General features: G+C 71.6%; 18 protein-coding genes, 1 tRNA gene and 1 pseudogene. 10 read left to right on the forward strand and 10 right to left on the reverse strand.

All coding sequences use genetic code 11. The annotated features are described in order from the left end of the window. Positions 1-148 precede the first annotated feature (148 nt). Positions 149-1,096, reverse strand: coding sequence for an NAD(P)-dependent oxidoreductase (locus CLV63_RS16790; protein WP_106583963.1), 948 nt, complete (start codon positions 1,094-1,096; stop codon positions 149-151). 320 nt (positions 1,097-1,416) lie between these two features. Here CLV63_RS16790 and CLV63_RS16795 point away from each other — a divergent pair, with 320 nt between their 5' ends. Together CLV63_RS16795 and CLV63_RS16800 are read left to right on the forward strand one after the other, a co-directional pair. Next, a complete protein-coding gene (locus CLV63_RS16795) occupies positions 1,417-2,316 on the forward strand; it encodes an Lrp/AsnC family transcriptional regulator (protein WP_106583964.1) in 900 nt (299 codons plus the stop codon). A 110-nt stretch (positions 2,317-2,426) separates the two neighbouring features. Continuing rightward, positions 2,427-4,037, forward strand: coding sequence for a beta-N-acetylhexosaminidase (locus tag CLV63_RS16800; protein WP_106583965.1), 1,611 nt, complete (start codon positions 2,427-2,429; stop codon positions 4,035-4,037). A 92-nt stretch (positions 4,038-4,129) separates the two neighbouring features. On the opposite strand, the gene CLV63_RS16805 is transcribed toward CLV63_RS16800, so the two are convergent. Next, a complete protein-coding gene (locus tag CLV63_RS16805; RefSeq protein WP_106583966.1) occupies positions 4,130-5,017 on the reverse strand; it encodes a glycerophosphodiester phosphodiesterase in 888 nt (295 codons plus the stop codon). 187 nt (positions 5,018-5,204) lie between these two features. Beyond that, on the reverse strand, positions 5,205-6,230 hold the full coding sequence (locus tag CLV63_RS16810; RefSeq protein ID WP_106583967.1) for a glycerophosphodiester phosphodiesterase: 1,026 nt from the start codon (positions 6,228-6,230) through the stop codon (positions 5,205-5,207). Positions 6,231-6,503: 273 nt separating this feature from the next. Here CLV63_RS16810 and CLV63_RS16815 point away from each other — a divergent pair, with 273 nt between their 5' ends. Continuing rightward, the gene (locus CLV63_RS16815) at positions 6,504-7,880 is read left to right on the forward strand and encodes a hypothetical protein (protein ID WP_146165578.1); all 1,377 of its coding nucleotides are present in this window, start codon (positions 6,504-6,506) and stop codon (positions 7,878-7,880) included. Positions 7,881-8,660: 780 nt separating this feature from the next. Here the strand turns inward: CLV63_RS16815 and CLV63_RS16820 are convergent. Continuing rightward, positions 8,661-9,557 (reverse strand): 2-hydroxyacid dehydrogenase, encoded by an 897-nt coding sequence (locus CLV63_RS16820; RefSeq protein ID WP_106583969.1) that lies wholly within the window; start codon positions 9,555-9,557, stop codon positions 8,661-8,663. A gap of 271 nt (positions 9,558-9,828) precedes the next feature. On the opposite strand from CLV63_RS16820, the gene CLV63_RS16825 reads away from it, so the two are divergent. Further along, a complete protein-coding gene (locus CLV63_RS16825; protein WP_106583970.1) occupies positions 9,829-10,731 on the forward strand; it encodes a diacylglycerol/lipid kinase family protein in 903 nt (300 codons plus the stop codon). On the opposite strand, the gene CLV63_RS16830 is transcribed toward CLV63_RS16825, so the two are convergent. Then, the gene (locus tag CLV63_RS16830; RefSeq protein WP_106583971.1) at positions 10,732-11,559 is read right to left on the reverse strand and encodes a TrmH family RNA methyltransferase; all 828 of its coding nucleotides are present in this window, start codon (positions 11,557-11,559) and stop codon (positions 10,732-10,734) included. 186 nt (positions 11,560-11,745) lie between these two features. Beyond that, entirely contained in the window at positions 11,746-12,249 is a 504-nt protein-coding gene (locus CLV63_RS16835) for a hypothetical protein (RefSeq protein ID WP_106583972.1), read from the reverse strand. A gap of 352 nt (positions 12,250-12,601) precedes the next feature. On the opposite strand from CLV63_RS16835, the gene CLV63_RS16840 reads away from it, so the two are divergent. The 6 genes from CLV63_RS16840 to CLV63_RS16865 all read left to right on the forward strand — a co-directional run bounded on the left by CLV63_RS16840 (position 12,602) and on the right by CLV63_RS16865 (position 20,275). After that, entirely contained in the window at positions 12,602-14,314 is a 1,713-nt protein-coding gene (locus CLV63_RS16840; protein ID WP_106583973.1) for a substrate-binding and VWA domain-containing protein, read from the forward strand. A gap of 332 nt (positions 14,315-14,646) precedes the next feature. After that, complete coding sequence (locus tag CLV63_RS16845) at positions 14,647-16,434, forward strand: substrate-binding domain-containing protein (protein WP_106583974.1); 1,788 nt, start codon at positions 14,647-14,649, stop codon at positions 16,432-16,434. A 271-nt stretch (positions 16,435-16,705) separates the two neighbouring features. After that, complete coding sequence (locus CLV63_RS16850; protein ID WP_106583975.1) at positions 16,706-17,362, forward strand: hypothetical protein; 657 nt, start codon at positions 16,706-16,708, stop codon at positions 17,360-17,362. A 74-nt stretch (positions 17,363-17,436) separates the two neighbouring features. Beyond that, the gene (locus CLV63_RS16855; RefSeq protein WP_106583977.1) at positions 17,437-19,329 is read left to right on the forward strand and encodes a DUF2510 domain-containing protein; all 1,893 of its coding nucleotides are present in this window, start codon (positions 17,437-17,439) and stop codon (positions 19,327-19,329) included. Between the two features lie 157 nt (positions 19,330-19,486). Further along, positions 19,487-20,128 (forward strand): oligoribonuclease, encoded by a 642-nt coding sequence (gene orn, locus CLV63_RS16860; protein WP_106583979.1) that lies wholly within the window; start codon positions 19,487-19,489, stop codon positions 20,126-20,128. A 71-nt stretch (positions 20,129-20,199) separates the two neighbouring features. Beyond that, positions 20,200-20,275: transfer RNA gene (locus CLV63_RS16865), tRNA-His, on the forward strand. Between the two features lie 110 nt (positions 20,276-20,385). Here CLV63_RS16865 and CLV63_RS16870 read toward each other — a convergent pair. The 4 genes and pseudogenes from CLV63_RS16870 to CLV63_RS16880 all read right to left on the reverse strand — a co-directional run. Then, positions 20,386-21,906, reverse strand: coding sequence for a site-specific integrase (locus tag CLV63_RS16870; protein WP_106583982.1), 1,521 nt, complete (start codon positions 21,904-21,906; stop codon positions 20,386-20,388). A 42-nt stretch (positions 21,907-21,948) separates the two neighbouring features. Next, complete coding sequence (locus CLV63_RS33220) at positions 21,949-22,281, reverse strand: hypothetical protein (RefSeq protein WP_146165579.1); 333 nt, start codon at positions 22,279-22,281, stop codon at positions 21,949-21,951. Continuing rightward, a complete protein-coding gene (locus CLV63_RS16875; RefSeq protein ID WP_106583984.1) occupies positions 22,274-22,462 on the reverse strand; it encodes a hypothetical protein in 189 nt (62 codons plus the stop codon). Before CLV63_RS16875 ends, CLV63_RS33220 begins: the two co-directional genes overlap by 8 nt. Positions 22,463-22,609: 147 nt before the next feature. Continuing rightward, a pseudogene (locus tag CLV63_RS16880) lies at positions 22,610-23,340 on the reverse strand (ATP-binding protein); the annotation flags it as partial.

Here is a 23,340-nt window from a genome sequence, read left to right on the forward strand (position 1 = left end):
GCCGGTCAGGCAGGTCATAACCGGGATGTGCTTCGGCGGTCGCTGCTGCGCAGCCGCCTCGCAGCCCGGCCCTTGCCCCGTTGGGCGGATGTGCCGTGGCCCCGTACCCGCGGCGAGGACCGGCGTCCTGGCCGCGCGCAACGGACGTTCAGGCCGGGCGCGGGGCGGGGTCGAGGGGGATGCCGTTGCGGTGCCAGGACACGACGTTGAGCGCGAGCCGGCTGAGGTCCTCGAGGCGGTGGTCGATGCGGTGGTCGGCGCGCCGTTTCGCGGGGCGGTCGGGGGCGATGAGCACGGACGGGTGGCTGCGCAGCGGGCAGGGTTCGGCGGCGTGGGCGTCGAACGGGCGGGTGGGGCCCGAGCCGAACCCGGCGATCCGGCCGCTGTGCAGCGCGGTGAGCATGGCCTCGCGCCGCACCAGCGCGTGGTCGGCGAGGTTGACCACGATGGCGCCCGGGCGCATGCGGGCGATGGTGGCGGTGTCGATCAGCGCGCGGGTGGAGTCGGTGAGCGGGACGTGCAGCGAGATGGCGTCGCTGGCGGCGAGCAGCGCGTCGAGGTCCATGCGCTCGGCGGGTGCCCGCCATGGGTGGGCGCGGGGGTCGGTGCCGACGACGCGCCCGAACATGGGCCCGGCGAGGCGGGCGACCCTGCTCCCGACGCGGCCCATGCCGATGACCCCGAGGGTGCGCTCGTGCGCGCCGCGCGGGGTGCCCGTCAGGGTGCAGTGGTCGGCGTCGACCCGACGGACCTGGGCGAGGACGAGCGACAGGGCCTGGCTGGCGTGGCGGTCGGCGGATTCGCCCTTGCGCGGGCCCGCGAGCCAGACGCCGCGCGCCTCGGCGGCGTCGACGTCGACGTCGGCGGGGCGCACGCTCACGACGAGGCCGAGCCGCGGCAGCCGGTCGAGGAGGTCGGCGTCGACGCGGGCGCCCCGCACGATCAGGGCCCTGGCGTTGGCGCCGACGGCGGCGATCTCGTCGGGCCCGGTGGAGTCGAGGACCCGGACCGGGAGCCCCGCGGCGGAGAGGACGCCGGCCGCGGCCTGGGCCGCGGGGTCGGGGATCCCCGCGACGACGGCAAAGGGATCGTCCACTGGGCACCTCCTCCCGGTCACGTAACGGTCACGATCCATCGACGCTACCGCCGGGCAATTTTTTTCGATAGGCCGCGCATCCGCCCAGTGACCGGACCGTGATGGCAAGGGCGCGCGGGAAGCCCGGTGCCTTAAGGGATTGCGCCGAATGCGACAGAACGTGAGAACCGCGTCACATCACTTTCGGCAATGAGTATTCGGCTATCGGTGACGAAATCGCCTGCCGCGGGGGCGCCGGGCGGATTCCACGGCACGGTATTGGCCATCATTTAGGCACAATTGGGGGCAGATCCCCCCGACAGATGACAGGTGGTTTCCCGGTGAGCGGACTGGACTTCGACACGATCGACACAGCCATCGTGCGCGAATTGCAGGCGGACGGCCGCCTCGCCTACGAATCGCTGGCAGGGCGTGTCGGCCTGTCCCGCGCCGCGGCGCGGCTGCGGGTGCGGCGCCTGCTCGCCAACGGTTCGATCCGCGTGGTCGGCGTCGTCCACCCCGCGGTGCGCTCCATCGGGGCGAGCGCCCACCTGTCCATCTCCACGGCGGCGCCCGGCGCCCCGGTCGCCGCCGCGGTCGCGGAGGTCGCCGGTGTCACCCACGTCGCCCTGGCCGTGGGCCGCGTCCCGCTGGTCGCCGAGGTGCGCGGTCGCGACCTCGCCCAGCTCGCCGAGACCGTCGACCTGATCCGCACGGTGGGCGGCGTGCGCGCGGTCGACACCTTCGTCTACACGCAGGTGCTGAAGGACCCCGGGCTGCCGCACTTCGGCCCGCCGACGGCCGAGCCCGACCCCGTCGACCTGCACCTGCTGAAACTGCTCCAGGACGACGGCCGGTCGTCCTTCGCCGAGCTCGCCGGGCGGGTCGGCCTGTCCGCCGGCGCGGTGCGCAGCCGGGTGCTGCGCCTGCTGGACGGCGGTGTGGTGCGGGTGACCGCCCTGGTCGACCCCATGGCGGCCGGCCACCGCAGGCTGGGCGGTTTCGCGCTGCGCGTGGACGGCGAGGCCGGGTGCCTCGACGACACCGCCGCCGAGATCGCGTCGTGGGACCACAGCCGGTCGCTGGCGCGCGGCCTCGGCCGCGCCGACCTGATGGGGACGTTCACCGCGCGGTCGACCGCCGACCTCATCACCTGCCAGGAGCGGCTGCGCGCGCTGCCCGGTGTCAGCGTCCTGGACACCTGGACCCACGTGGGGGCCGCCGGCGGCGGCGCGGGCTGAGGGCGCCGCAGCAGCGCTCCGGCGGCTTTTCCCAGGGGCGGCACCCCTCCCCTTCCGGCGCCCGGCATGGGATTATTGTCGGGTCCTGGTCTAGACCGGAGGAGCCCCCTGTGCCCGAACACCAGATCGTGCCGCGTCCCGTCCAGATCGCCGGCGGCGACGGCCCCGGCCTCGCCCTCACCGAGGCGACGCGCATCGACTCCGACTCGGACTCCCGCGGCACCGCGCGCTGGCTGCGCGCGGAACTGGCGACCGCAACGGGACTGCCGCTCCCCCTCGACAGCGGCGACGAATCGCAGATCAGGCTGACCGTCGACCCGGAAGCGGGGCTCGGCGCCGAGGGGTACCGGCTGATCGTCGACGACGCCGGCGCGCTCATCGTCGGCAACGACCCCGCCGGGGTGTTCTACGGCGCGCAGACGCTGCGCCAACTGCTGCCGCCCGCGTCCTACCGGAGCGCGCGCATCGGCACCGACACCTGGACGCTGCCGCCCGTGCACATCAGCGACGGCCCGCGGTTCGGCTGGCGGGGCTGCATGCTCGACGTCGCCCGGCACTTCATGCCCAAGCACGACGTGCTGCGGTTCATCGACCTCATGGCGATGCACAAGCTCAACGTCTTCCACTTCCACCTGACCGAGGACCAGGGGTGGCGGATCGAGATCAAGCGGTACCCGCGCCTGACCGAGGTCGGGTCGTGGCGGCACGAGAGCCAGGTGGGCGCGCGGCGGCAGGTCTTCGACGGCCGGCCGCACGGCGGCTTCTACACCCAGGACGACATCCGCGAGATCGTCGCCTACGCGGCGGAGCGCCACATCACGGTGATCCCCGAGATCGACGTCCCCGGCCACTCGCAGGCGGCGATCGCCGCCTACCCGGAACTGGGCGAGGTCGGCGACACCGAGGTGTGGCGCGAATGGGGCGTCAACCCGACCATCCTGAACGTCTCCGACGCCACCATCGAGTTCTACCGCAACGTGTTCGACGAGGTGATGGAGCTCTTCCCGAGCACCTACATCTGCGTGGGCGGCGACGAGTGCCCCAAGGAGCAGTGGCGCACCAGCGAGTCCGCGCAGCAGCGCATGCGGGACGAGGGACTGGCGAACGAGGACGAGTTGCAGAGCTGGTTCATCCGCCAGTTCGACAGCTACTTCGCCGAGAAGGGCCGGCGCCTCCTCGGCTGGGACGAGATCCTCGAAGGCGGGCTGGCGCCCGGCGCGACCGTCATGTCCTGGCGCGGCACCGAGGGCGGCATCGCCGCGGCGAAGGCGGGCCACGACGTCGTCATGTGCCCCACGGCGACCTCCTACCTCGACTACCGCCAGTCGGAGTCCGAGGACGAGCCCATCCCCGTGGGCTCGCTGCTGCGCCTGGAGGACGTCTACGCCGCCGACCCCGTCCCCGCCGAGCTGACGGAGGAGGCCGCCGAACGGGTCCTCGGCGGCCAGGTGAACGTGTGGACCGAGCACATGGACTCGCCGCGGACCGTGGACTTCATGGCGTATCCGCGGCTGTCGGCGTTCGCCGAGACCGTGTGGTCGCCGCACCGGCGGGACTTCGCCGAGTTCCTGCCCCGGCTCCGCCACCACCTGGAGCGCCTCGACGCCATCGGCGTCGAGTACCGCCCGCTCGACGGCCCGAACCCGTGGCAGCGGCGTCCGGGGATCCCCGGCTGGACCCCGGGGAACCTCGCCTGGACGCCCGACGACCCCGGCGCGTGAGCAGCGCCTGAGAAGGTGCCGCCTGAGAAGAGCGGCGGGTCCGCCGTCCCCGGCCGGGGACGGCGGACCCGCCGCCGGCGCGGCGCCCCGCGTCAGGGGAGCCGCTGCTCCTCGATGACCTTCAGCAGCACGTCGGGCACGTCGGAGATGATCCCGTCGACGCCCGCACCGATGGCGGTGCGCATGTCCGCCGGCTCGTTGACCGTGTACACGTACACCTCCATGCCCTTCTTGTGGACGGCCTTGACGTAGGCCGCGTCGATCTTCTTGTGGTCGGGGTTGACCTGGTCGGCCCACTTCGCGACCTTGCCCAGCTCGCCCTTTGCGACCTTGCCGAGCAGCCCGTGCGGGACGTCGGGCAGCCGGTCGTGGGACCGCTTCACCGACGCGTGGTCGAAGCTCTGGATGGCCAGTCGGTTCGGCTCGCTCGACGGGTTGCCCGCCAGCCACCACGGGTGCTTCTTCAGCAGGTCGGCGGTCTCCTTCTCGATCCCCGGGTAGCGCTCGGGCGCCTTCTGCTCCAGCAGCAGGTTGAGCCCTTCGTGCTTGAGCCGCCGCAGCCCCTCCTCCAGGGTCGGGATGCGCTCGCCCTTGTAGGACGCGTCGAACCACGAGCCCGCGTCGAGCTTGCGGAGCTGCCGGAGGGTGAAGTCGCCGACCCGGTAATCGTCGCGCCCGGGGTAGACCTTCTCGACGTCGGTGGTGCGTTCCATGGTCAGGTCGTGGAACAGCACCAGCTTGCCGTCCTTGCTCCGCTGCACGTCGACCTCGACGGTGCCCGCGCCGCGGGCCTTCGCCTCGTCGATGGCAGCGATCGTGTTCTCCGGTGCGTAGGCCGAGGCGCCTCGGTGCGCCACGTCGACAACGGCGGACCGCTCCCGCTCGCCCTGCGTGTCGGCCGGTGCCGCTGCCGCGGCGCCGGCGCTGCCGACCAGAGCACACGCCGCAACGGTGGCGACTACACCAATCCGGCTGATCATAGGCTCTCCCTGACTCGATGTGATGGCACGACGACCACAGCGTCACGCCGGGCGGTTATCGGAGGGTGTCCGTGGGACGAGACCCCGGTGCCCCTCCTGGAAACTCCGTACGGCACGGGTGCGGGACCGGTGCCGCCGGAGACGGTGCGATGTGCCGCGCGGTCCGATGTTCCCGCAGGGCATGGCATCAAGGAGCGCCCATTGCCGAAGTCCGGTCCGCGGTGGGCGGGGCGGCGGAGCGCTTGGCCGTGTCGGCCTCAGCCGTCCTGATGTCGGCACGCACCGTGTCGGGCAGATTGGAGATGACGCCGTCCACCCCGCTCTCGACGGCGCTGCGCACCTCGGCGGGCTTGTCCACGGTGAACACGAACACCTCCATGCCGCGCTCGTGGACCGCCGCGACGTAGTCGGCGTCGACCTTGGTGTGCTTGGGGTTGATCTGGTCGGCCCATTTGGCGTACGCGTCGAGGTCCCGCTCCGGCACCCGGCCGAGCAGCCCGATCGGGACGCGCGGCAGCAGTGTGTGCAGCGACTTCAGCGCGCCGTGGTCGAAGCTCTGCACCACCAGCCGGGGCCGCTCCCCCTCAGGGCTGGGCCAGAGCCACCACTGGCGGCTCTGGAACACGGAGGCGACGTCTTTGGCGATGCCCGGGTGGCGCTCGGGCGACTTGAGTTCGAGCAGCAGGTTCAGCCCTTTGGCGCGCATGCGGTCGACGCCCTCTTCCAGGCTGGGGATCCGCTCGCCTTTGAACTCGGCGCCGAACCAGGACCCGGCGTCGAGTGTGCGCAGTTCGGCGTAGGTGAAGCCGTCGACGGCGTAGGACGACCGGTCCGGAAAGCGGTCCTTGGCGTCGGTGGTGCGTTCGAGAGTGCGGTCGTGGATCAGGACGAGCCGACCGTCTTTGGTCCGCTGGACGTCGACCTCGACAGTGGTCGCGCCGCGCGCGGCGGCTTCGTCGACCGCTGCGAGCGTGTTCTCCGGCGCGTATCCCGAGGCGCCGCGGTGGGCGACCTCGACGATGCCGGAAGCGGCCCCGTCCGGGACGGCGCGGGGAAACTCCGGCGCCGATGGTGCCGGTGCGGCGGCGGCGACTGTCGTGGTCGGTGGGGGGAGGACGTGGGGGATGTCAGCGGGAAGGGCGTCGGCGATACCGGCGCCGGCGACCAGGGTCCAGGTCACCGCGGCGACGGTGGGACCCGTTCGACGGAACATGACACTCCCTGAGCAGAGGTTTGTGCACCGTTGGTTCGAGTGTGAGTGCGCAGAGTGAGCACGGGATGTCGACCAGGCGAGCCATTGGTGCCGCCCCCGGAAAATCCCGTCATTCACCAGCAAAGACCAATGAAGCGGTGACTTCGCGCGACACGAGCAACCGGTTGTGAGCTTTTGATTACTCTGTGTGCGATTTTTGGTAGTGAAGGGCGGTAGCGCCACCAACCGCGCCTAATCAACAGCTCTGGGTGGTCACATAGGAGAGGTCGAAGTATGCGCAAGTCGCACAGGAAATGGGCAGCACTGGTGGGCGCTGCCGCCGTGTCCGTAGCGGGGATCGGCGCGCTGAGCGGGCCGGCGGCCGCGGGCGAGGCCCCGCTGGCATGGCCGGTCGTCCAGCAGAAGGCGTCCACGTACACGCTGGACGGCTTCACCGTCACGCATCTCCCCCCGGGCCTGGAACGGTTCGGGGTATCGGCCAAGTCAACGGTCGACAGACAGGGGAACCAGAACTCGCACATCGCGTGGCAGCAGAGCCCCGACAACGTCTACGGCAAGGTGTCGGTGGTGCGCTCCGAGCGCCTCAAGACGCTCGAAGACGTGCGTGAGCAGCACTTCCGCCACCTCGACGCCGCCTCTCTGAAGGAGGTCGACGCCAACGGGCAGAAGAGCCTGGTCTCCGAGGCGACCGGCGACGCCTTCTGGCTCGCGGAGCCGGGCACAGCGGTGGCGGTGTTCCTGCAACCCGACAAGTGGGACGCCAAGGAACTCGCCGCGATGGCGGCCGGGGTCAAGAGCACCAAGAAGAAGCCGGCGCAGCAGAACCCGGCGACCAAGCCCGGCGAGGCCGGCCAGGACGCGGCTGACCAAGAGGCGGCGCCCGGCCAGCAGGCCGAGCCCAACAAGCCGGAGGAGCCGAACAAGCCCGAAGAGGCCGCCCAGCCCGCCGAGCCGAACAAGCCCGGGGAGGCTGCCCAGCCCGCCGAGCCGAACAAGCCCGGGGAGGCTGCCCAGCCCGCCGAGCCCAACAAGCCCGGGGAGCCGAACAAGCCCGACGAGGCCGCCCAGCCCGGGGCCCCGGCGGAGGCCGACCCGGCGGTAAAGCCGGACCGGGGCCCGAACGACGAATCGCCGGACGCGGCCGACTCGCCGAAGCCGACTGAGCAGCCGAAGCCGCCGGCGGCACCGCCCGTCGAGCCGAGTGTGAGCCCGTCGGTGCAGCCGTCCGCGCAGCCTTCGGTCCCGGCCTCGCCGCCTGTGGCGCCGCCCGCGGCACCGCCTGTGGCACCGCCTGTGGCACCGCCCGCGGCTCCGCCCGCGGCACCTGACGCGCCCGCCGCGGACATCTCGGAGAAGGACGCGCAGAAGGTCAAGGAGTGCCTCGCCGAGCAGACCCGGCGCCCCGAGTGGACCAGCGAGCAGTGGAAGCAGATCGAGCCCGCTGACCGCGAGAAGGCGATCGAGGCATGCGCCGGCGAACTCGACCTGGAGAAGTGGCAGGTCGACCGGCTGCTCGTCGACCTGGGCGCGCCCGCCGAACCCGGCAAGGACGCCGCGGCCGACAAGGACCAGAACGCGGTCAAGGGCGGGGAACCGCGCCCCGACTCCAGCCAGGGAGCCGACATGTGGAGCTTCCTGCCCTGGGCGTGACCCCGGGACACCTGGACTCCGCAGGATGAACGCGAGGGGCCTCGCTCAGCGGGGCCCCTCCGCGTATGCGGTCCAGCCTCCGGGAGCAACACGCCCGCAATGCCGTCGATCGGACGCCAGGTCCGCTGGGCGGCCTTGTCGCCGGGCGACACGCGGGTGGTCTGCGGGAAAAGGCAGCACCAAAGGCGGCGGTGGGGTCCGGTCGGCAGTCATCCGCATGGTGTCAGCGCGCCGCGTTCACCCCGGCGGCCAGCCTCCGTGAAGTAATTTCCACTTCAACAGGCCGGTGTTGCACTCACCCTTTGAACCCGCCGCGACCGAAGTGGAAATAACTACACGGAGGCTTCTGAAAAAGCCGACCTGCGGCCCAAAATCACCGAAACTGGGACCCGCTCGCCGTTGGTGCTGCTCCTCCCCACGGCGCACCCGGTTCGATGCCGCCCGGGCTGGGGCCCGCTCGCCGTTGGTGCTGATTTCCCCGCATACCACCGGAAACCCGCCCCACGACAAGGCCGCCCAGCGGACCTGGCGCCGCAAGGTGCCGAACCTCTACTGCCCAGGGAACGGCCCGTTCCCGCACGTGCGCCGCAGGAATGACTACTTGCCGTCCATCAGGGCGACGCGCGTCACCTCGAACTTCGCGTCGGCCTCGGCGACCTCCTCATCCGGACGCGAGCCGGCGACGATGCCGCTGCACGCGATGAGGCGGGCGCACGAGCCGTCAGGTTGGACGCGACCGCGCCGACGCTTCGCGCGGACAAGCGGACGTCGGACGACCGGTTAGCGGACCTTGTTCGCCAACTGCTCGCCGGCGTTCCAGCGGCGGAGCTGGTCGTCGACGAAACGGCGGGCGCGCGGGTAGAACGTCGCGGAGCCGCCCGCGATGTGCGGCGTGATGGTGACGCCGGGTACCTCCCACAGCGGGTGGTCCGCCGGCAGCGGCTCGGGGTCGGTGACGTCCAGCGCCGCCCGGATCCGGCCCTTCTCCGCGACCAGCGCGGCGGTGTCGACGATGGGGCCGCGGCCGACGTTGACGACCAGGGAGTCGTCCGCCAACAGCGCGAGTTCGGCCGCCCCGATGAGGCCCTCGGTCTCGGGGGTGTGCGGAGCGACCACGACCACGATGTCGACGCCGGGCAGCAGCCGGTGCAGCGCGTCGATCCCGTGGACGTCCTGTTCGGGGCGGGCACTGCGGGCCAGCCGGACGACCTCGGTCTCGAACGGGGTGAGGCGGTCCTCGATGGCCGCGCCGATGCTGCCGTAGCCGACGATGAGCACCCGGGAGTCCGCCAGCGACCGGGTGTAGTGCGGGTTCCAGACGTGGTCCTGCTGCTCGACCGCCCATTGGGGCATGTCGCGCTGGGCGGAGAGCATGAGCGCGAGCGCGTGCTCAGCGGTGCTCGCGTCGTGCAGCCCGCGGCCGTTGTACAGCCCGACGCCGTCGGGCAGGTGGCCGATCGCGTGCTCGTACCCGGCGGTCAGGAGCTGCGCCGCGCGCAGCCGCGGCATGCGCCGCATCAGCTCGGCCGTGCCGGGCTTCGCGTAGGGGACGACGTAGAACTCCACGTCGGAGAGGTCGGCGGGCGGCTCCCCGGTGCCGTCGTACACCTCCGCGGTCACCGTCGCGGGAGCGTTCTCCCTGTTCTGCTCCCATGGAACAAGCACGGTCGCGCCCATGGTCCTCCGTTCCGATCGCTGTCCCCCGGCTCGCTGTCCCCCCGGCAGGGCAGCACACTAGGATCGCTGTCCCCCGGCAGGGCAGCACACTACCGGTCGGACGCACCGCGCCCCCGCGCCAGGGTCCCTGCTCACACCCTGTTCCAGGCGTAGAACTCCGCAAACGGGGCACTAGGCGAACGTGCCCGTACCGGCGAACGGGGGCGCGCCGCTTCAGCCCCCGGTTCACCCTGGTCCACCCCGGTCCACCCCCGCTCGTTGGAGGAGCCCAGTGCTGATCATCAGCAACTCGCAGGCCGGCTCGAACGAGGACGACCAGATTCGCGCCGCGGCCGGGGAGCTCGCGCTCTCCGGGGTCGAGTCCATCGAGGTGGTGTCCTGCGGTACCGCCGAGGAGCTCGAGCGGGTCCTGGACCGCGGCGACCCGACCCTTGTCGTCGCCGGTGGCGACGGCAGTCTGCACGCCCTCGCCAACGCCCTGTACCGGCGCTCGGAGCTGGGCGAGCGCACGGTCGGCCTCATCCCCCTGGGGACGGGCAACGACTTCGCGCGCGGCCTCGGCATCCCGCTGGACGCTGGGGACGCCGCGAAGACCCTGCTGGACGGCGTCGCGCGGCCGCTGGACCTGTTCGTCGACGACACGGGCGAGGTGACCGTGAACGCGGTCCACGTCGGTATCGGGGCCGACTCCAGCCGCGAGGCCGCCCGCTGGAAGGAGAAGCTGGGGCCGGCGAGCTTCCCCGTCGGCGGGCTCGTCGCCGGGTGGGCCGCCGAGGGTTCGCGCCTGCGGGTCGAGGCCGACAACGAGACGGTCATCGACACAAGGAACAAGGTGCTCCTGGTGGGCCTCGCCAACGGGCGCAGCATCGGCGGCGGCTCCGGGATCCTCGACCCCGACGCCTCCCCCGACAATGGGCACATCAATCTCGTGGTGTCGCGCTCGCGGGGCCTCTGGCGGCGCGTCACCCACGCCGTGCGGATGCACCGGGGCACCCACCCGCTGGAGTTGGACGTCCACCGCCGCCGGGTGAGCACGGTCGCCATCTCGGGGGAAGCGGTGTCGCTGAGCAACGACGGCGAACTCCAGACGGGGGTCACCTCCCGCAGTTGGCGGGTGCTCCCCGGCGCCTGGACCTTCATCGTCCCCCGGCCGGACGGCGGCCAGGACCGCTAGCTAGTTGGCGGGGTGTGCGGTGCGCAGGAGTTCGTGGCAGGCGATGGCGGCGGCAGCGGTCACGTTGAGGGAGTCGATGTCGCGGCCCGCCATGGGGATCCGCACGCGGGTATCGGCGAGTTCGCTCCAGCGGGCGCTGAGCCCGTCGCCCTCCGTTCCGAGCATCAGCGCGATCCGGTCGGTGGGACCGGTTCCGGACAGGGCGGCGCCCAACGTGACGGAGTCGGGCCCCGGTGTCAGGGCGAGCAGCCGGAAGTCCAGGGCGCGCAGCGTTTCGAGGCCGCCGAACCAGTCGTCCAGGCGGGTGTAGGGCAGGGTGAACACCGCTCCCATGGACACCTTCACCGAGCGCCGGTACAGCGGGTCGGCGCAGCGCGGCGCCATCACTACGGCGTCGACGCCGAGCCCCGCCGCGCTGCGGAAGATCGCGCCGACGTTGGTGTGGTCGACGATGTCCTCGAGGACCACGACGCGGCGGGCGCCCGCGAGGACGTCGGCGACCGCGGGCAGCGGTTTGCGGTGGAACGAGCCGAGCACGCCCCGGTGCAGGTCGAATCCGACCAGGGAGCGGGCGACGGGCTCGGGCAGCACGTAGAGCGGGGCGTCGACCTCGCCTTCGAGGTCCGCCAGCGCGTCCCTGCGGCGTTCGGTGAGGAGCAGCGACCGCGGGGCGTACCCGGCGCGCAGCGCCCGCCGGATGACCTTCTCGCCTTCGGCGAGGAACAGCCCGTGGACCGACTCCAGGCTCTTGCGCAGGTTGACGTCGCGCAGCCGGACGTAGTCGGCGAGCCGCGGATCGGCGGCCTCGGTAAGCTCGATGACCTTCACAAGGACTTGATTATCCCCGATGCGGGACACCGGGTCCGCCACACCCCGCCGGTGCCGGGGCCGGACGCGGAGGGGCGTCAACGGCGGTGTCGGAGGGTGGGTCGGCGGCGGGGTCGGGACTGCGGGTCGGAAGCGGTGTCGGAGGCAGTGCCTGTGGCAGTGCCTGTGGCAGTGCCTGTGGCGCGCTCAGGACAGCGGGTCGGTGACCGGGGTGAGCTTCTGCCATCGCGCCTCTTCGCACGAACCCTCGCGGTTGAGCTGGGTGTCGACGGCGCGGCCCTTCCAGGTGCCGGTGACGGCGGCGCTCTGCGCCCCGTACGTCTGGTCGGTGCACACGGCGGCCTTGGAGACCTCCTCGAAGGGGTCGCCGACCTCCTCCTTGTCGATGCGCTCCAGTGCGGCGCAGGCGCCGGGGTCGGACCGGGTGTCGCCGGTGCAGACGACGTTCTGGATGTAGGCGCGAGTCCGGTCGGTCACCTGGATCTGGAGGTCGGCCTTCGGCCCGGCGGACATCCGGCTCAGCCCGCTCACCGTGTCGGCTTGGGCGCCGTCGGGGGTGTTCAGGTCGGTGGGCAGTAGGGAGGCACCGACGATCACGGAGTAGCCGAGCGCACCCGCGACGCAGGCGCCGCCGAGTAGGGCGGGCGCGAGCCCGCCGGAGGTCCTTCGAGGGAGGTTCAGCTTGGACATGGCCGCCACTCTTCGAATACGGGTGATTGCTCGGACGCGCCGGGGGACGCCGTTGATCCCCTTTTGGCGGTCGGATCTGCTCGGCACAACGGGGCGCTGGGCACCGGTGGCCACGGCAATAAGACCGGATCCGGGGAATCCGGCCATGGCGCGCCGCAACCGTGGTGCGCCGGATCTGTTACGCGGGTAGGCCCGTGTGGACAGGTGTGGAATCTTACCCATCATTCGGTTGGATGCCACCCATGGCCCCATTGGTTCGGTCCGGATCGCACCGCATCGCGCCCTTTTCCCCGGCGTTACCGGACAGTAGGGTCAGGCGACCACACGTTTCGTCCGACAGACCGGAGCTCCAGTGGCCACCGGCCGACATCGCAACACCTCCAGCACACGGGCCGTACTGGCCTCCCCGCTCGGCGTCACTGCGCTGCTCGTGGGCCTGATCGTGCTGGCCAGCATCGCCGTGCCGCTCGGGGCGCGCTACCTGGGCTGCGGGGAGACACACTACCTTCGGGTCTCGGCGTCCCTGAGCATCGCGCCGGTCGTGCAGCAGGCGGCAGCGGAGTTCAACAAGGGCGACCGGGAGTATTCGGGCGACTGCGTGTCGGCGCAGGCCGCCGAGACCCCGCCGCACCTGGCGATGACCGGGCTGTCCGGCGGCGCGGCCGCGCGGTCCACGACCACGCCCGATGTCTGGGTCCCGGAGTCCTCCGCGTGGGTCGAGCTCGCGCGGATCTCCGAGACGGGCGCGCAGACCATCGAGACCTCGCCCCGGTCGCTGGCCAGCTCCCCCGTCGTCCTCGCGGCGCCCAAGGGCGCCAAGGGCGTGCCCGGGCAGGGCGACGCGGGCTGGGACCTCGTCCTGCCCGGGGAGCGCAGCCCCGACCGCCCCCTGGTGATGGTCGACCCCAACCGCGGCGCCGACGGGATGGCGACCATGTTCGCGGCGCGCCGCGAACTGGGCACCGGCGACAAGGCCGACGCCGCCATGACCGAGTTCGTCCGCGACGTCCAGCTCGACTCCGCGTTCGGGGAGATCCAGCCTGAGGCCGTTTACTCGGACGCCGGGGCGTCCGCGCCGCTGACGGTGCTGCCCGAGCAGGCGGTCTGGGACTACAACAACAACGGTGACCCGCCGACCCCGCTGGAGGCCCTGTACCCGAAGGAGGGCACCGTGGAGTTGGACTACCCGTTCGTGTCCACCAGCGACGATCCGCGGATGCGGGCGGCGGCCGACGACCTCTACGACATCCTCAGCGGCCCCGCGTACCGCGAGGAGCTCCGCGAGCTGGGCTTCCGCGAGCCAGACGGCACCGCGAGCGGAGTCGTCGAAGACGGCGAGGGCATCGTCGCCGAGCCGCCGAAGGCCGGCGACGACCTCACCGGCGACGCGCTGCTCGCCTCGGTCGAGGACTGGAACCGGTTGTCGATGCCGTCCAGGGCGCTGGTGCTCGCGGACGTGTCCGGCGAGATGTCCGACGACCTCGACGGCGGCGACCAGACCCGCATGGAGGTGGCGGTCGACGCCGCGCAACTGGGGCTGTCGCTGTTCCCCGACAAGACCGACCTGGGCCTGTGGACACTGTCGTCGGAGCTCTCCCCGGTCGGGCGCAAGGAGGTCGAGGACCTCGGCCGGCTCGACCGGACCGCGGACGCCCCGGACCAGACGCGCCGGGAGCGCTTGCAGCGGATCGCCGGCGACATCACCGTCGAGGGCGGGAAGTCGCGGCTGTACGACAACATCCTCGCGGCGTACGAGGAGATGCAGGACGACTACGACGAGGACAAGATCAACAGCGTCATCCTGCTCACCGCGGGGCGCGACGGCGGGTCCAGCGACATCTCAGGGGGTGAGCTGGTCGCGGAGTTGCAGGACCGGTTCGACCCCGACCGGCCGGTGACCATGTTCATCATCGCGTTCGGCGCGCAGCCCGACCGCGGCACGCTCACCGACGCGGCGGCCGCCACGAGCGGCACGCTGTACGTCACCGACGACCCCGACGAGATCGGCGACATCTTCCTCAGTTCGATCTCGCGGCGACTGTGCGTACCCAACTGCGATGAGTGACGGCCGACCGCACTCCGATGGTCACGATTGGATATCGGAAGCGGGTGCCGGCCGGGCCGTGCGCCGACCGGAGCCGGGTGTCCGAAATGGGACACCCGGGGCCTCTGTGCGGGCACATTGCCCGTGGTGCGGCACCGGATTCCGGTCATATCGCCGCTATGCCCGCTTCACCCCGAATGCGGGGGTGGGTACCGTTCCACTAGACACCCTGAGTAACTCCTCGCCCCGCTGGCACAGCACTGCCGCGCGGAGAGCCGCACCGGGCCGCGCGCATCCCGCCCGCCGCCCGTACCGGGACGACGTCCCGCCATTTTCTCCCCTTGAGGTGAACCTTGGCACGCCACAGCGGTAATCGCGATCACGACCGCACCGCCTCCGAGCCGCGCCGCCGGGCCGGGCGCAACCGCCGTCGGCGGGGCCGCGGCGGCGCCGTCGCCGCCCTCTCGGCCGCGGTGGCCGTCGTCGTCGCCGTCGCGGGTGTCGGCTTCTACGTGTTCGGCAGCAGCGGCACCTGCGGCGGGCGGGACATCGCACTCAAGGTCGCCGCGTCGCCCGACATCGCCCCCGCGCTGAGCGGCGTCGCCGCGCGGTTCAACGCCGAGGAGCACGCCGTCGACGACCGCTGCGTCACCGTGGAGGTGCGCGGCGTCGACTCCGCGGACGTCGCCTACGGCATCACCGGCGCCGGGCCCACCATGGGCGACACCGATTCCCAGGTGTGGATCCCCGACTCCTCCCTGTGGACCGACATCGTGAGCTCCGACTCCGGCGACGCCACCGTCACCGACACCGGGACCTCGCTCGCCCAGTCCCCGCTGGTCCTCGCCACACCGCAGGAGGAGAAGAAGAAGGAAGAGGACAAGGGCGAGGGCGGCGCCGACCCGTCCTGGAAGACCCTCGTGCCGACCTCCTCGGCGGCGGCCGCCTACGACGTCCGCGTGGTCGACCCGGTGCGCAGCTCGTCGGGCATCGCCACGCTCTCCCTTGTCTCGGCCGCCCTGGGCGACGGTTCGGAGCCGCAGCTCATCGCAGCGCTGCAAGGCTTGCAGAAGGGTTCGGCGGCCAGCGAGGAGGACGCCTTCGACGCGCTGGAGAAGGGCGGCGGCGACTCCGGCATGCCCGCGCTCGTCCTGTCCGAGCAGGCCGCCACGCGGTACAACGCCGAGCACGACGACGCGCCCGCCGTCGTCGACTACCCCAACGGGGGTACCTACACGCTCGACTATCCGTACGTGCTGCGCACCGCCGACCCGCTGGAGTCGCGGGCCGCCGAAGCGTTCCGCGCGGCCGCCACCGGTAAGGACGCCGTCAAGGAACTCACCGGCGAGGGCTTCCGCGACAGCGAGGGCGCCGCCGACACGCGTGCGCTGCCCGCGGACATGGGCTTCCAGGAGGCCCCGCCCAAGGGCCTTCCGACCCCCTCGGAGAAGGCCGTCCGCTCCCTGACGGAGACGTGGAACCAGCTCAAGCTCAACACCCGCATGCTCACCCTGGTCGACATCTCCGGTTCGATGGCCGAGCCCGTTGCGGGCACGCCCTACACCAGGATGCAGGTCACCTCCAAGGCCGCGGCCGAGGGCCTGGGCCTGTTCCCCGAACAGGCCGAGATCGGGCTGTGGGAGTTCTCGGTGCGGATCAACAACGACCTGGACTACCGCGAGACCGTGCCCATCCGCGCGCTCAACGACGAGGTCGACGGCGCCAGCCAGAAGGACACCCTCGGCGCGGCGCTCACCGGCGCCGAACCCAAGCCCGACGGCGACACCGGGCTCTACGACAGCATCCTCGCCGCCCACCGGGAGATGTCGCGCACCTACAAGACGGACCGGGTCAACACGATCCTGGTCCTCACCGACGGCAACAACGACGACCCGGGCAGCATCTCGCTGAAGAAGCTGCTGGCAACGCTGGAGGAGGAGTTCGCGCCGAGCCGGCCGGTCGCCGTCATCTCCATCGCGTTCGGCCCCGACGTCGACCCCGAGCCGCTGCGCAAGATCGCCAAGGCGACGCGGGGGGCGGCCTACAGCACCGACGACCCCAGCGAGATCGGCGAGATCTTCCTCAAGTCCTTCGCGCTGCGGATTAAGGGCCAGGGACAGGGACAGGGCGGCGGGAACTGATCGGACGGCAGGGGCCGCAGGGGCGCGGGGGGCCTTTCGGGCGTTTTCGGGCATCCCGGACCCGATTCCGGGCGGAAAACCGGACATTCGGGTTGCCGATATCGGCCAACCGCCCCTACCTCGCCTTATCCGCATCGCGGATCAGGCGCGACGGATAGATCATCCTTGCCCGCGATGTGGGAACTATGGACTTACCGAACTTCTTGGCGTACTCACGGTTGTGCGGACGTTGTGCGAACGCTGGGAGGTGGCTTCTGTGGCCAATGCGTGGATGCCGGACACAAGACGGGTCCGCTCCCGGCTAGCCGGCGGTGCACTCCAGGGCGGCGCGCCGCGCGCCGTCTGGCTGACCACCGATTCCGATCCAGCCCTCGACTCGGCGCAGGCCGTCGCCCACCGGCTCGACACCCAGGGGCTCGCCACCCATCTGGTGTGGAACCCGCTCACCGGCGAGGTGGCGCAACTGCTGCCGGCCACCGCCGCGGCGCCGTGGCGGTTGACCTTCGAGGGCACAGACCGCTCACGCGAGGGCAGGGTGTGTGTCACCGTGGCGGTCGTCGCCTACACCACGCTGCCGTTCACCGACGGCCCCCTCACCGGGATCACCCGCATCCTCGACTGGCTCGACAGCTGGCGGGTGCCGCGCTCCTGGCCGCCCGGCCCGCCCTCCGCCGACCCCGGCGCCCCGGCCCCCAAAGACGGCGGGCGCCTGTGGGCCCTCGGCGGTCACTTCGGGTACTCCCAGGTCCCCGGGTCCACAGCACGCGGGCCGGGCGCCATCGACCCCGCGGTCCTCCTCGGGCCGAAACCGCCGACCGCGCACACCCCGGCCCGGTACCGCACGGAGACCGCGCGGCACCCCCCGATCCCGCATCCCGTGCGCGGCACCAGCGGGGCGCGCGCCTACGCCGTCTCGGGGCGCGCCTGAACGGCCTATACCGGTCGAATTCCGGAGGGGGTCCGTGGTCCTCCCCGGTCGACAAACCCCATAGTCTGTGCGCCATGGGTGGATCGATCGAGCCAGGCTGGTACGCGGATCCGCACGGTGGAAACGACCTCCTGCGGTGGTGGAACGGCGACGAGTGGACGCAGCACGTGCGCTCATTGTCCGAGCTCTCCGGCGGCGCGCCGGCGCAGCGCAACGGCCCCGGCGCCGATGACGAGGCCACCACCGATCTCAGCGGCGCGCTCGATCAGGCGCAGCAGTCGCCCGACGACGCCACCATCCGCGTCGACCAGTCAGCGGGCGAGGACGCGTCGACCTCCCGGATCGAGCCGTCGACGGCGCGTATGGCACCACCCGGCGAGTACGGCTCCGCCGACGACGAACCCACGGCCGACGTCCCCGGCGGCGCAGGGCTCACCGGCGGCGCGGGCGACTCCACCATGCGCATCGACCCCCCGCCCGCACGGCAGCCCGCTCCACCCCGCGAGGAGCCCAGCACCTCCCGGATCGAGCCGTCCACGGCGCGTATGGCACCACCCGGCCAGTACGGCTCCGCCGACGACGAACCCACCGCCGACGTCCCCGGCGGCGCCGGACTCTCCGGCGGCGCGGACTCCACCATGCGCATCGACCCCCCGCCGTCGCGGCACCCCGCCGGGTCGGACGACGACGAGCCGACGGCCGACATGGGCGGCGGCGCGGCGGGTTCCACCATGCGGTTCACGCCGTCGGCCCCGCCGTCCCCCACCTACGACGACGAGGCGACCGCCGACATGGGCGGCGGCGGCGCGGCGGGTTCCACCATGCGGTTCACGCCCCCGCCCGCGCCCGGCGGCGACGCCGACCGCACCGACGACCTCACGGGCAGCCCCGGCCTCGACTCCCCCGACTCCACCCAGGTCGCCCCGAGCACGGCCGTCTTCGACCCCAACGACCCGATGTTCGCCGCCGCCTCCGGCGGTGCCGGGGGCGCCGGCGATCCCGACGCACCCCAGGACGACGGCGCCGGCGGCAAGTTCAACAAGTTCTTCGGCAACCTCAAGGAGGGCCTCCAGGAGTACCGCTCGGAACTCGCCGAGGACCGCAAGAAGCGCCAGGAGGAGCAGCGGGTCAAGGCCGAGGAGGACGCCAAGCGCCGCGCCGAGCAGCAGGCGAAGGAAGAGCAGGAGCGCAAGGAGCAGGCGGCGAAGCTGGCGGCCCAGGGCGGCGCCGCGGCAGCGGGCGCCGCCGGTGCACCGGGCACGCCGGGCGCACCGGCCCCCGGCGCCGCGTTCCCGCCGCCGGGCGGCTCCGGCGGGCAGCAGGCCCCCCAGCAGCCGTACCAGGCGCCGTCGGGCGGGCAGTCGGCCCTCGGCGGCCCCTCCCCCGCCGGGGGGCAGCCGCCGCAGTACCCGCCGCCGTACCAGCCGCCCTCGGGGCCGCAGCAGCCGGCGTTCCCGCAGCAGCCGCCCGCGCCGCCCCAGCAGCAGCCGTACCCCCCGCAGCCCGGCCCGGGCCAGCCCCCGCCCTTCCAGGGCGCCCAAGGACCCGGCGGACCGCAGGGCTACCCGCAGCAAGGCGGCTACGCCCCGTACGGCGGGCCCGGTGGACCCGGTGGTCCCGGTGGGCCGCCGCAGGGCCCGTCGCCGCAGCAGCAGGGCGGCCGGCGCGGCAAGCGCCGACAGCCGCCGCCCCCCGCCGCCCAGGGGTACCCCGGGCCGCAGGGCTACCCGGGCCCGCAAGGGGGACCCCCCGCGAACCGCGGCGGATACCCTCCGGCACCCGGCCCCAACTGGGGGCGGGGGCCCGCGCCCTACCCGCCGGCCCAGCCCAGGAAGAAGAAGGGCGGCTGCGGCGGGTGCATGGGCTGCTTCATGTTCCTGCTGATCGTGCTGGCGGTCCTCGCTGTCATGGGCTACCTCCAGATCAACGGCAGCGTCGACTTCATCTCGATCCTCCGGAGCCTCTGACGGCCCCGCGCAGACGCTATGGCGCCCGGCGTGCGGCGGCCGGTGCGGTCGTGCCGCGGCGCCGCGCACCGGCCCGCCCGCGTTCCCGGCGTGCCATCGGCGGCCGCTGGCGGGCCGAACAGCGGTTGTGCGCCGGGAAAGTCCTAAGCTGGCCCGTATGAACGACAGCTTGGTGTGGATCGACTGCGAGATGACAGGGCTTGACCTCGCCCACGATGCGCTGATCGAGGTCGCCTGCCTCATCACCGATAGCGAACTCAACCAGCTCGACGACGGCATCGATGTGGTGGTCAAACCGCCGCAGGCCGCACTCGACCAGATGGGCGAGTTCGTCACCCAGATGCACACCACGTCGGGGCTGCTGGAGGTCCTCGACGCAGGGGTGACCCTCCAGGAGGCCGAGGACGCCGTCCTGGAGCACATCCGGCGCTACCTGCCGGAGCCGAAGAAGGCGCCGCTGTGCGGCAACTCCATCGCCACCGACCGCACCTTCCTCGCCCGCGACATGCCGCGCATCGACGACCACCTGCACTACCGCATGGTCGACGTCTCCAGCATCAAGGAGCTGCTGCGCCGCTGGTACCCGCGGGTGTACTACGCCAGCCCGGAGAAGAACGGCGGCCACCGCGCGCTCGCCGACATCACCGAGAGCATCCAGGAGTTGCGGTACTACCGCGCCGCGGCGTTCGCCACCGCCCCCGGACCCGACACCGCCACTGCGCGGGCGATCGCCGCCGACATCGTGAACGGCGGCAATGGGATCCTCACCTCACCCGAGCACACCGGGGAGAAAAGGTGAGCGAACCAGTCGGCTGAACCGCTAGAATCGTGGATGAACGCGGGCGACGCGAACCTCGCCCGGCGCTCATGGTGGGTGTAGCTCAGTCGGTAGAGCACTTGGTTGTGGTCCAAGAAGTCGCGGGTTCAAGTCCCGTCACTCACCCCAACACAAAAGCCCTGGTCATCGTGTGCGATGACCAGGGCTTTTCACTTGCAGGACTCGCCCACTCCCATCCCGATGTCCGATTTTGGGAGCGCTGTGGGAGCGAACGCGCCTCACGACCCCTTGGAATCGGCGAGCAACGCGTCCAGGATGGGCACGGCCGAACGCTCGGAGATCGCCCTCCGCGCCCGCAGCGACTTCGTCCATACGCGCTCCAGAGCCGCAACGAGAGCGCGCCGCATATCCGGAGTGGGGTGGGCGTAGGTGCCCCGCATCCCGGGCACCTCATGGCCCATCCGCTCCGACTGAAGGACGTAGGGGATCGCTGCGTCGTCCATCCACGGCTCGTGGCTGTGCCGGAGACCGTGCGGCGTCAACCCGGCGCGGAGCGGGAGCCACGAGGCGAGTACGGCATCCGCAGCGGGCGGCTCTCCGGAGCCCGGGCAGGTGGATCCAGAGCCGACATGCCGGATGAGCGTGCCGTCGAGCCGAAGGAGCTGTGTGCGGCGGCAGTGCGAGCACCGGCCGCGCCCGTCTCCCCCACTCACCAATCGGGCATGGCCGCGCCCGGTCGGCGGATGGAAGGGCTCACCGGGAACCGCCGGCGGCCACGGCGCCACCGGACGGCCCGGCCACAGCCCGGCGAGGTCGACCAGTACCGGTCGCGCCGGACGCGGGACCTTGCCTCCGCGTTCGGGGTACCACCCGTCCGCAGCAGGGCGGAATGTGCGCTCGCTGTAGGTAGAGCGGCGGTGGTGGCCTCCCTGAGCCGTGAGGAACAGGTAGTCCTGGCCCGCGCACCACGGCTCTTCGCGGTGGCCGCAGTGGCACGTTCGCGGCGCGGTGGACCGCAGGTGCTTCTCCAACAGGCGGTACAGGAACGGCGGGAGGTCGACCGTACGCATCGACCCGTCCTTCGGCCGTCCGCGGTAGAAGTGCCCATCGAGTTCGTAGAGCTTCCAGTGGATGTCGAGTTCCCCCTGCCGGACGTTCTCGGGGGCCAGGCCCATGAGTTCACTCCACCGAGCGGCCGTGTAGGCAGCCGTGATCACCAGGGCGAAGTCGTCGTCATGACCGCTCAGCAGAGCGCACCGCTCCGCCAGCAGCAGGGCCTGGAACGGCGATACCCACGCCTTCTCCGTGCGCTGGACGGCCCTGTCGATCCGCCGCTGCCCTTTCCGTCCCTTGCCGCGTTTTCTCGCCGCCGGGTTGAGCTTGATGTAGCGCGGGATCGCGTCGTTGAGCATGGTCGTGAAGACTGAGCGCGCTTCCCGAGCTGTACGCCGCGAGACCTGGAGCTCCCTCTCCCAGATCGCGATCTCTTCGGGCGTGAGGGAGCGGAGCTCACGCTCGCCGAAGACCGGGAGCACATGGCTTTCCAGGTGGTAGCGGTAGTTGGCCAGTGTCGTGCGCTCCAAGTCCAGGGCCGCGAACCAAGTGTTGGCCCATTCGGTCACCCTGAGCAGGCCGCTGCGGGGATCGACGTAAGTGTCGTTGCGAATCGCCGCTTCCTGGTCGCGCCCGTACTTCGCAGCAGCGCGCTTGCTGGTGAATCCGGGTTCTGATTCGAGGCGCCCGTTCGGACCGCGCCAACGAGCACGCCATAGGTTGCCGCGCTTCTCCGCGTATGCCATTCCACCTCCAATGATTCGGGGATCGTCTTGTTCGCCAGCGGGTCAGTGGCGGTCGTCGCGGACTCGCGGGCGCGGTACCAGCGGCGCTACTCCCCCGCGTGTCGGCTGAGGCCGGGTACTGGTGCGACGACGGCGACGAAGGTCCTGCTTCGGCTTGGCCGTGTTTCCGGTCGGACCCTGTTCGTAAAGGGCGACGATCTCTTTGAGATGCAGGTCCGTGAACATGTACCGGCCGCCGAGCAACGTGAACGGGACCTTGCGCTCCGCCGCCCGGCGCTCCAACCAACTCACCCTCACGCCGAGAATCGCGGCGGCCTTCTCCTTCGTGTGCAGGACCAGATGGCTTCCAGGCGCGTTCTTCGGTGCATCAGTCATCGGGGGACACCTCCACATAGACCAGGACGTGGGCGGGGTTCTTGCGGCTGGGGCGGTGCGGGGACGCATCGGCGGCCGGCAGGGCGGCGGTGATGGCGTGCAGGACGCGGTCGACGTGCTCGGGGCGCCCGACCAGGCGGACTTGGACGATGTCGAGCCGGGCCGGTGGGCGGTCGGCCATGATGGGTGGTGCTCCTTTCACAGGGGCGCGGCCCCGGGGAACTGCTTGGCGGTAGGTCCCGGGGCCGCTTGATCTATGGGTGTGCAGAGTGAGTGCGTCACCCCCTGAAACTGCCGATGAATCGACAGAAGTGGACATGGGAGCGGCTCAGTACCGGCCGCGTTTGATGGCGCATGTCGAGCAGTGCGGCCCGTAGGCGGTCGCGTAGGCCCGCTCATAGGCCACGCCGCAGGTGCGGCAGTGGCCGCTCTCCGCGGGCACGGGGTGGTCTCCCATAGAGAGTGGTTCCGCGCCAGTGTCCATAGCGCCCCGACCGTCCCGCACCCCGGATGAGCTGGGGTTTCGCTGAACCGCTGGGGTGAACGCTGATTCGGTAGCGTTTCGCGGTGCTGGTGTGGTTTCTCCGGCCGTAAAGAGCGCGTCTGCGCTGGTCGCAGACGCGCCGGGGGCCGGTTCGCCCGGTGGACGCTGGTCGCCGTCGGGTTCTCCGTCGATGTGGTTCTCACTGGCGAGCCGGTAGAGGCGGGAGCGGTGCGGTGCGGGCCCGCGTCCGGCTTCGGCGAAGCTGATCCCGATCGCGCGCAGCACGGGCGCGTCCCTCTTGAGCTGACCGGACGCCCGGGTGGCGTCGACCGGCCAGGACTTGGGGCGCGGGTCGGGGACCGTGACCAGGTCCATGAGTTGGCTGATGGTGCCGGTCCAGGTGCCGGCGGACTCGATGAAGGCGGCCACCGCCGCGGTGAACGGCTTGGCCTCGATCAGGTCACTGGTGTTGGTCTCCGCGGCGGCCCGGTAGGTCTCGAAGGTGTCCCATCCGGCGACGGTGTCGAGTGCGGCCAGCACCGTTGCGAAGTCGGCCATGCGCGGAAGTTCCGTGA

The sequence above is a fragment of the Murinocardiopsis flavida genome, from assembly GCF_003014485.1.
Classification (GTDB): Bacteria; Actinomycetota; Actinomycetes; order Streptosporangiales; family Streptosporangiaceae; genus Murinocardiopsis; species Murinocardiopsis flavida.

Bases quoted from the DNA above. Each gene is read 5' to 3' on its own strand.
- CLV63_RS16805 (WP_106583966.1), bottom strand. From the start codon at position 5,017: ATGATCAGCCGGATTGGTGTAGTCGCCACCGTTGCGGCGTGTGCTCTG.
- CLV63_RS16870 (WP_106583982.1), bottom strand. From the start codon at position 21,906: ATGGCATACGCGGAGAAGCGCGGCAACCTATGGCGTGCTCGTTGGCGC.
- orn (WP_106583979.1), top strand. From the start codon at position 19,487: ATGAACGACAGCTTGGTGTGGATCGACTGCGAGATGACAGGGCTTGAC.
- CLV63_RS16875 (WP_106583984.1), bottom strand. From the start codon at position 22,462: ATGGCCGACCGCCCACCGGCCCGGCTCGACATCGTCCAAGTCCGCCTG.
- CLV63_RS16855 (WP_106583977.1), top strand. From the start codon at position 17,437: ATGGGTGGATCGATCGAGCCAGGCTGGTACGCGGATCCGCACGGTGGA.
- CLV63_RS33220 (WP_146165579.1), bottom strand. From the start codon at position 22,281: ATGACTGATGCACCGAAGAACGCGCCTGGAAGCCATCTGGTCCTGCAC.
- CLV63_RS16810 (WP_106583967.1), bottom strand. From the start codon at position 6,230: ATGTTCCGTCGAACGGGTCCCACCGTCGCCGCGGTGACCTGGACCCTG.
- CLV63_RS16850 (WP_106583975.1), top strand. From the start codon at position 16,706: ATGCCGGACACAAGACGGGTCCGCTCCCGGCTAGCCGGCGGTGCACTC.
- CLV63_RS16815 (WP_146165578.1), top strand. From the start codon at position 6,504: ATGCGCAAGTCGCACAGGAAATGGGCAGCACTGGTGGGCGCTGCCGCC.
- CLV63_RS16835 (WP_106583972.1), bottom strand. From the start codon at position 12,249: ATGTCCAAGCTGAACCTCCCTCGAAGGACCTCCGGCGGGCTCGCGCCC.
- CLV63_RS16820 (WP_106583969.1), bottom strand. From the start codon at position 9,557: ATGGGCGCGACCGTGCTTGTTCCATGGGAGCAGAACAGGGAGAACGCT.